Origin of the sequence: Cyanobium sp. LEGE 06143 (assembly GCF_015207535.1) — a bacterium.
GTDB lineage: Bacteria > Cyanobacteriota > Cyanobacteriia > PCC-6307 > Cyanobiaceae > NIES-981.
Genome location: NZ_JADEWP010000125.1, coordinates 1 through 7,455, shown reverse-complemented (window position 1 = coordinate 7,455; position 7,455 = coordinate 1). Strand labels below are relative to the sequence as shown.

Below are 7,455 nucleotides of genomic sequence, written 5' to 3'. Positions count from 1 at the left end.
CGAGCAGCTCACCCAGCTTCAGGACAMCCTGCCCCCCTTCCCCCAGGAGGTGGCCCTGCGCACAATCGAGACGGAGCTGGGGGCACCGGCCCGGGAGCTGTTTGCCCTGTTCCCCGACTACCCGATTGCCGCCGCCAGCCTGGGGCAGGTCTACAAGGCCCAGATGCACGACGGCCAGTGGGTGGCCGTGAAGGTGCAGCGGCCCGATCTGCCCCAGATCCTGCGCCGCGACCTGGTGATCATCCGCATGCTGGCGGTGCTCAGTGCGCCGCTGCTGCCCCTGAATCTGGGTTTCGGGCTCGACGGCATCATCGACGAGTTCGGCCAGACCCTCTTCGACGAGATCGACTACCACAAGGAGGCCGACAACGCCGAGCGCTTCGCCGGCCTGTTCAGCGCCCATCCCGAGGTGACTGTGCCCCACGTGGAGCGCCAGCTGAGTGCCCGGCGGGTGCTCACCACCAGCTGGATCCATGGCACCAAGCTGCAGGAGCGCCAGGTGCTGGAGGCGCGCCACCTCGATCCCACCGCCCTGATCCGCACCGGGGTGATGGCGGGGCTGCAGCAACTGCTGGAGTTCGGCTATTTCCACGCCGATCCCCACCCCGGCAACCTCTTCGCCCTGCCGGGACGCACCGGCCAGCTGGGCCATGTGGCCTACGTGGATTTCGGCATGATGGATTCGATCTCCGATGCCGACCGGCTCACCCTCACCGGGGCGGTGGTGCACCTGATCAACCGCGATTTCCGCGCCCTGGCCAGCGACTTCGTCGCCCTGGGCTTCCTCAGCCCGGACATCAACCTCGAGCCGATCATTCCGGCCCTGGAGGAGGTGCTGGGCGGCACCCTGGGCGAGAACGTCGGCAACTTCAATTTCAAAGCGGTCACCGACCGCTTTTCCGAGCTGGTGTTCGACTACCCGTTCCGGGTGCCGGTGCGCTTCGCGCTGATCATCCGGGCCGTGGTTAGCCAGGAGGGCCTGGCCCTGCGGCTCGACCCCGACTTCAAGATCATCCGCGTGGCCTACCCCTACGTGGCCCGCCGGCTGCTGGCGGGCGACACCGCCGAGATGCGCGAGAAGCTGCTCGACGTGCTGTTCGACCGGGAGGGCCGGCTGCAGATCGAGCGGCTCGAGAGCCTGCTGGCGGTGCTGGAGAACGATGGGCCGCGGGCCGACCTGCTGCCGGTGATGGGCTCGGGGCTGCGGCTGCTGCTGGGTCCCGATGGGGCCAGCCTGCGCCAGAGGCTGCTGCTCACCCTGGTGCGCGATGACCGCCTCAATGCCGAAGACCTGCGCGCTCTGATGGACCTGTTGCGGCGCACGTTCAGCGCCCGCAAGCTGGCAGGCACCCTGCTGGCGCGGCTCAACCCCCTGGCCGCCGCCTAGGGTCGGCCTCCGACCCGACTGTGCGCCGTGATCGACACCGCCCCGCTCGACCTCGAGGCCAGCGAGTTGATGATTGAGTACGGCACCTTCATCCAGCCGCCCTACCTGGTGTCGGGGCTGGGCCTGGCCATCAGCGTGCTCTGCGGCCTCACCTTCGCCAAGATGGTGCAGAACCGGCTGGAGGGCTGGAAACAGGACCGACTGCCCCTGCTGCCCCTGGGCAACGGCGGCACCACCCTGCCCTACATCGGCATCGTGGTGGGTGTCACCCTGTTCATCGGCGGGGCGCTGCAGGTGTTCGGTTTCGCCTCAGGGGCGGCCCTGCTGGTGTCCTTCGTGCTCTCGATCGGCACGGCAGGGGCCCTCTGGGCCCAGCTGGAGCGGCTGATGCAGCAGGTGGAAGACGGCACCTTCAGCGCCGTCGATTTCGACAACTTCGACCAGTTCTTCTAGGCCGCTCAGGCCACCAGGTAGCCCTCGAGCCGACGCGACTGGGAGCGGATCCCCTCGAGAGCCTTGCGCTCGAGGTTGCGGGTCTTGTCGCGGCTCATGCCGAGGTTCTTGGCGATCGAACTCAGGCTCATCGGCTCGCCCAGGCCCTGGCCCTCGCTGTCGATGCCGTAGCGCATCTTCAGCACCCGGCCCTGCAGTTCAGGCAGCTGCTCCAGCAGCGCACGCAGGTCGCCCTTCAGGCACTCTCCGTCCACACGCTCCTCCGGCAGCTCCCCATCACCGGCCAGCAGGTCGAGCAGTTCCGTGTCCTCGCCGTCCCCCACCTTCGTCTCCAGGCTCACCGGCTGCCGCGCCCGGCACAGCAGATCCTTCACCTCCTCCTCCGGCAGCTCCACAAACACCGCCAGCTCGCTCACCGTGGGCGTGCGGCCCAGCTCCTGGCTCAGTTCCCGCTGACCCTTCTTCAGCTTGTTCAGCGTTTCGGTGATGTGGATCGGCAGCCGGATCGTGCGGCTCTTCTCCGCGATCGCCCGCGTGATCCCCTGCCGAATCCACCAGTACGCATACGTACTGAACTTGTAGCCCCGCGTCGGGTCGAACTTCTCCACACCCCGCACCAGGCCGATCGTGCCCTCCTGGATCAGGTCCAGCAGCTCCATGTTCCGCTTGGTGTATTTCTTCGCCACGCTCACCACCAGCCGCAGGTTCGCCGCCACCATCCGCTCCTTGGCACGGCGGCCCGCCTGCAGACGCTTCTTCAGCACCGGCAGGCTCAGGCCCGCCGCCGCCGCCAGCTCCGGCCGCTCCGGCGCCGTACCCCCGGCACGCATCGTCAGCTCCTGTTCGATCTCCTCAAGAGCCATCAGCTCCTGCACCTGGCGGCCCAGGGTGATCTCCTGCTCATGGCTCAGCAACGGCACCCGGCCGATGTCCCGCAGGTAGCTGCGCACCAGGTCGGCGCCACCAGGCAGAGCAGACCCATCGGCAGCGGCCACGGGCAGGGAAGGCATGACGGAGAATTGCGAAACAGTTCTGTTTCGTAAACCTACCATCCTTTTCCCGGCCTCCTGCAGCATGGGTCCATGGCCCGAGAGCGCTTGCAGAAACTGATCGCGGCGGCTGGACTCTGCTCCCGCCGACGGGCCGAAGACCTGCTGCGCGCCGGCCGGATCCAGGTGAATGGAGCCACCGCCCGGATCGGTGACAGCGCCGATCCCGGCAGCGATCGGATCGCGGTGGATGGCGAACCCCTCGCCCCCGCGGCCGAGCCGCTGCTGCTGCTGCTCAACAAACCGGTGGGCGTGCTGTGCAGCTGCAGCGACCCCCGCGGCCGCCCCACCGTGCTCGAGCTGCTGCCGCCTGAGCTGCGACGGGGCCGGGGCCTGCACCCGATCGGCCGTCTCGATGCCGACAGCCGGGGCGCCCTGCTGCTCACCAACCAGGGCGCCCTCACCCTGCGGCTCAGCCATCCACGCCACGGCCACCGCAAGCTCTATCGGGTGCAGGTGGCGGGCCGTCCCAGTGGGGCCACCCTGGCGCGCTGGGCTGCGGGCGTGCCGCTCGATGGCCAGGCCAGCCAGCCGGTGGGTGTGCGGGTGCTGCAGCACAGCGCCAGGAGCACCGGCCTGGAACTGGAGATGGGCGAGGGACGCAACCGCCAGATTCGGCGCACCGCCCAGCTGCTGGGGCACCCGGTGCTGGACCTGCAGCGCATCGGCATCGGTGCGCTGCGGCTGGGCCCGTTGCCGGAGGGAAGCTGGCGAGCCCTTGATCGCCGAGAATGGGACGCCCTGGTCGCCCCCGAGTCCTGAGCCCGCCATCAGCGCCCCGGCCCCCTGCCACCACGCCTCCAGCGGCACGGCCCATGTCCTTCCGGTGGCTGTGGCGCTGGCGGCGTCGGCGTGCGTCCCCCGCCGGTGCTCCGGCCAGGGAGGATCCGCTGGTGGCGGCAGGGCGTGCCCTGCGGCAGCGGCGCGAGGAACGCCAGMTCAGCCTGCRCCAGCTGGCCCTGGACACCCGCATCAGCACMCCGGTKCTGGAGGCCCTGKAGCGCGGCTGGCGCGATCGCCTGCCCGAGGCCGCCTACCTGCGCACGATGCTGCCCCTGATCGAGCGGCATCTCGAGCTGCAGCCAGGCAGCCTGGAGGGGGTGCTGCCGACCTCCGCCGACCGGCTGCCGCCGCAGGAGCAGCCACGCGGGCTGCTGCAGCGCTTCACGCCTGGCTCGATCGATGTCTTCACCACCTGGCAGGGCACCCTGCTCTACGGCGTGCTCACCCTCGGGCTCGTGTATGGCCTCAACCTGCAGCAACGCCAACTCGCCCAGGAGGGGCTCCTGGCCGTGAGCCCCATTCCGCCGTTGCCGATGCAGGAGCAGGGCGGCAAGCAGGGCAGTGACCAGGCCCTGCTCGCCATTGTTCCCAGCCTGCGGCCGCTGCAACAGGCCGGGGCGGGGCAGGCCCTGGCCCTCTGGCGGCGCCAGAGCCCAGCCGCCGCCCCACCGCAACAGACCATCAGCCCACGGGGGGCCCTGGTGGTGACCCTGGCCGCGCCGGCCAGCCTCAACCTCGAGACCGCGGGCGGCAGCAGCACTGAGCTGAAGGCCGCCAGCGGCCGGCTCGAATTCAGCCTCAGCGCCCCCTGGACCCTGCGGATCACGCCAGCGCCCACCTCGCCTGGAGCTGTGCAGTGGCTCGGTCAATCGCTCCGCGCCAGCCCGGGCGAGCCGGGCCGGTTCCAGCCTCAGGCGCGCTGATAGCGGTGGGCCATCTCGCCCAGGCCCTTGAGTGGTCCTGCGAGGCTGGCCACCGGCTGGTTCAGCCGCCAGGTCCAGTTGCCGGAGGTGGTGCCCGGGGTGTTGAAGCGGGCGTGATCGTCAAGTTCGAGCAGGTCCTGCAGGGGCGCCACGGCCAGATCGGCCGGGCTGGCCAGGGCGGCTTCCAGCAGTTGCCAGGCCGGGGCGGTCACCGCCGCGCCCAGGGCATGCTCCACGCGCTGACGCGAGTCGTGGTCGAGGTCCTGCCACCAGCCGGTGGTGGTGGGATTGTCGTGGGTGCCGGTGTACACCACCCAGTCTGGGCCTTGGATGTTGGCGGGCAGGTAGGGATTGTCGCCATCGCCATTGAAGGCGAACTGCAGGATCTTCATGCCGGGCAGGGAGAAGCGATCCCTGAGGGCCTCCACCGGCGGGGTGATCACGCCCAGGTCTTCGGCGATCAGGGGCAGATGACCATCGCGCAGCTGGCCCTTGATCCAGCAGCGCAACCACAGCAGCCGTAACAGCAGGTTGCCCGGCGACCAGCGCCAGCGCCCGTTCTCAGCGGTGGGATCGCCGCCGGGCACGCTCCAGAAGGCCTGCAGGGCCCGGAAGTGATCGAGGCGCAGGCGGTCGAAGAGCTCGAACTGCCGATCCAGCCGCGCCATCCACCAGCTGAAACCGCTGATCAGATGCCGGGGCCAGCGGTACACCGGCGTGCCCCACAGCTGGCCCGTGGCGGAGAAGTAGTCGGGCGGTACGCCGCTCTGCTGCTCCAGGCCACCCCCCCTGCCCAGGGAAAACAGCCAGGGGCGGCACCAGACGTCGCTGCTGTCATGGGCCACATAGAAGGGCAGGTCGCCCACCAGGTCGAGATCGCAGCTGTGGGCGCGGCGGCGCAGGGCCTGCCACTGGCATTGCAGCTGCCACTGCAGCAGCGCCTGCTCCAGGAGCGCGCCGGCGCCATCCCGATCCAGCTGGCGCAGGGCCTGGGGCTGACGCCGGGCCAGGGGCTCGGGCCACTCCCACCAGGGGCGGCCGCCCAGTTGCTGCCGCAGCACAATGAAGCGGCAGTGATCCTCCAGCCAGTGGCGCTGGCTGTGGCGCCAGCTCGCGAACGCCTGCTGGGTGGCCACGTCCTGCTGGGGCCAGCGGCGCACCAGGGCGGCGGCCAGGGCGGCGCAGCGCTGGGGCATCACCTCCAGATCAAGGCGCTCGGTGCTGGCGTTGCCGGGCAGCGCCTGGCAATCGGCCTCCGTGAGCAGGCCCTCCTGCACCAGCAGATCCCCATCCAGCAGCCAGGGGTTCAGGGCCGAGCCGCTGGGGGAGCTGTAGGGCGACCCCGTGCAATCGGTGGGGGCCAGGGGCAACAGCTGCCACAGACCGATGTGATGTTCAGCCAGGAGTTCGATCCAGTGGTGGGCCTCGGCGCCGAAGCTGCCGCAGGGGCCCGGCCCGGGCAGGGCCGTGGGGTGGAGCAACACACCACAGCGACGCCGGGCGGCGGAGAGAACCTGACTCATGCGGAGGGCAACCGGTAGCGACTCACGATCTTCTTGGCGAAGGCCGGGATGTGGTCCTCGGCCTTCTCAGGATGATGGCGTCGCACCCAGAGCGCGTTGCGGGTGAAATGGGAATCGATCGAGAAGCGGCCATATTCCAGGCCCTTCGGACCGAAGCGCTGCACGAACCCCCCGATCACATCGGCGAGCCAGCGCGGCAGCTTCACGGCCTTGTCGTAGGCCTCGATGCCCTGCTGCACGGCGGCGCGGCGATCACCGCGGCTGGTCACGGGGGCCACCTCGAGCTCCGGCTCCACCAGGTCAAGCAGCCGCTGGCCCAGCGGGTTCCGCACGGTGATCCACTGCCGCCCGAAACTGGCCCCCATGTAGCCCACCACCAGGTCGGCGCCGGCATTGGTGTAGTCGAAGCAGCTCAGGCAGCTGGGAGCGAACACATCCTTGAGCTTCGGCGTGTCGAGGCCGAAGAAAGGCACGGTTTCGCTGCGGCCGTCGCTGTGGCGGAAGTGGATGCGGAAATCCTGCATGAACTCGTAGTGCACGACCGTGTCGGGGGAGCTCACGGTGCTCTCCAGGAAGGTCTGCAGGCCCTCGCGGGACACGTTGTCGACGCAGGGCAGACCCAGCACATAGAGCTCATCGAGGGGAAGGGTGGGCTGCACGGCGCGCAACGCCTGGATCTGGCAGCCCACGCCGATGGCCAGCAGCCGGCGGATGCCACTGCCGGGCAGCTGCTCGAGCACCTCCAGGTTGGGCGAGAGGGTGGGCTTGTTCACCCGGGCGCTGAGCACCTCCTCGGGCGTGCGGGCCAGGCGCGGCACAGGGGTGAAGCGATCCGTCTCGCTCTGGCCCACGCAGAGCACGGCGTCCACCAGCCCGGTCTCCAGGGCGCGCACGCCGATGCGGCTGACGATGCCGGTCCACTGGGCCCCCTCCAGGGGCTGGCGCAGGCGGGCGCTCAGCATCCGCTGATGCACGCCGAAGTAGAGCTCGTCCTCGTTGTCGAGATCACGGCTGCGCCCGTGGGCGGCGGCCTCCATGGCCTCGAAGCGCTGGGTGAGGAAGGCGCAGCTCTGCCGCACATAGGCCACCCAGCGGCTGTCGCAGAGCCCGCACTGGCTGCAGAGCTCCTTGGCGGGATACACACTGCCCTTGGCCAGGGGACGGGCCCGTTCATGGGGAGCCAGGGAGCCGCCAGACGGGGATGGGGAACGGGCCGGCAAGGCAGGGCCTCTCGCTGGTGCTCAACCTATCGGGTGGGGCCCTGCAGAGGGTGAGTCAGAGTGGACGACCAGTGATGAGCGGGCGCCCAGCGATCCCGATGCCCCCCAGCCCCAGGT

The 7,455-nt window shown here is 69.8% G+C and carries 7 protein-coding genes; 4 read left to right on the top strand and 3 right to left on the bottom strand.

From position 1 onward, the window contains the following. On the top strand, nucleotides 1–1,387 hold a 1,387-nt coding region (locus tag IQ216_RS09540; protein ID WP_193815283.1), incomplete at its 5' end, for an AarF/ABC1/UbiB kinase family protein. Between the two features lie 69 nt (nucleotides 1,388–1,456). Then, entirely contained in the window at nucleotides 1,457–1,840 is a 384-nt protein-coding gene (locus IQ216_RS09535; RefSeq protein WP_193815285.1) for a hypothetical protein, read from the top strand. A 5-nt stretch (nucleotides 1,841–1,845) separates the two neighbouring features. Here IQ216_RS09535 and IQ216_RS09530 read toward each other — a convergent pair whose 3' ends face one another. Beyond that, entirely contained in the window at nucleotides 1,846–2,850 is a 1,005-nt protein-coding gene (locus tag IQ216_RS09530; RefSeq protein ID WP_193815282.1) for an RpoD/SigA family RNA polymerase sigma factor, read from the bottom strand. Between the two features lie 72 nt (nucleotides 2,851–2,922). Between IQ216_RS09530 and IQ216_RS09525 the strand changes: the two genes are divergently transcribed. Both IQ216_RS09525 and IQ216_RS09520 read left to right on the top strand, forming a co-directional pair. Continuing rightward, nucleotides 2,923–3,651 (top strand): pseudouridine synthase, encoded by a 729-nt coding sequence (locus tag IQ216_RS09525; protein WP_193815281.1) that lies wholly within the window; start codon nucleotides 2,923–2,925, stop codon nucleotides 3,649–3,651. Between the two features lie 53 nt (nucleotides 3,652–3,704). Then, nucleotides 3,705–4,595, top strand: a complete 891-nt coding sequence (locus IQ216_RS09520) for a helix-turn-helix transcriptional regulator (protein ID WP_193815280.1) — start codon at nucleotides 3,705–3,707, stop codon at nucleotides 4,593–4,595. On the opposite strand, the gene malQ is transcribed toward IQ216_RS09520, so the two are convergent. After that, on the bottom strand, nucleotides 4,583–6,118 hold the full coding sequence (gene malQ / locus IQ216_RS09515) for a 4-alpha-glucanotransferase (RefSeq protein WP_193815279.1): 1,536 nt from the start codon (nucleotides 6,116–6,118) through the stop codon (nucleotides 4,583–4,585). The two genes, IQ216_RS09520 and malQ, sit on opposite strands and share 13 nt — an antisense overlap. Continuing rightward, nucleotides 6,115–7,302, bottom strand: coding sequence for a Coenzyme F420 hydrogenase/dehydrogenase, beta subunit C-terminal domain (locus tag IQ216_RS09510; RefSeq protein ID WP_193815284.1), 1,188 nt, complete (start codon nucleotides 7,300–7,302; stop codon nucleotides 6,115–6,117). Before IQ216_RS09510 ends, malQ begins: the two co-directional genes overlap by 4 nt. Nucleotides 7,303–7,455 lie beyond the last annotated feature (153 nt).